The sequence below is a fragment of the Riemerella anatipestifer genome (assembly GCF_009663465.1).
Lineage (GTDB): Bacteria > Bacteroidota > Bacteroidia > Flavobacteriales > Weeksellaceae > Riemerella > Riemerella anatipestifer_C.
This window is the reverse complement of sequence record NZ_QXHU01000025.1, coordinates 1-508: the sequence shown is the minus strand read 5'-3', so window position 1 is coordinate 508 and position 508 is coordinate 1. Positions and strand designations below refer to the sequence as shown.

The 508-nt window shown below is 37.0% G+C and carries 1 protein-coding gene; it reads right to left on the bottom strand.

The window, feature by feature from the left end:
• A partial coding sequence (locus D1003_RS10985) for an NAD(P)/FAD-dependent oxidoreductase (RefSeq protein ID WP_153937020.1) occupies positions 1 to 488 on the bottom strand: 488 nt, incomplete at its 3' end.
• Positions 489 to 508 lie beyond the last annotated feature (20 nt).

Sequence of the window (508 nt, the reverse complement as noted above, 5' to 3'; positions counted from 1 at the left end):
AAATCTGCTGTTTCACTCGGTTTATTCTCAAAAGTTAGTGTCCACTTCTTCTTACCAGGTTCAAGCATAACAAGTTTTCTATCCCAAATAACCGTGTCGTTTTCTAAACTATTCAACAAGATAGCCCTTAAGTCATTTCTGTTTATTTCAGGATTGTCAAATCGATTTTCGGGCTTTACATTTTTTGTGGATAAAATATTGCCTTTTTCATCAGCAATATTTACACCCATTGGTAAGGCTAAGTCATAATAAGTTTGTAACAATCCCGCTTTTTTCATTGCTTCCTGACCTGAACCTTTGTGTAGGTCAAGGGTTCCACCAAAAATTCTTGCCTCTCGGTCGTTGTCTCTTTCGTAAACTGAAACGTCTATGCCGTTTTGCTGTAATAATTTTGCCATAGTCAGTCCAACGGGTCCACCACCAATTATTGCAACGTTCTTATCACTAAGTAAATTCATTTGTTTGTCTGTATCTATTCGCATTGTCATTCAAAAATGGCACATAACGG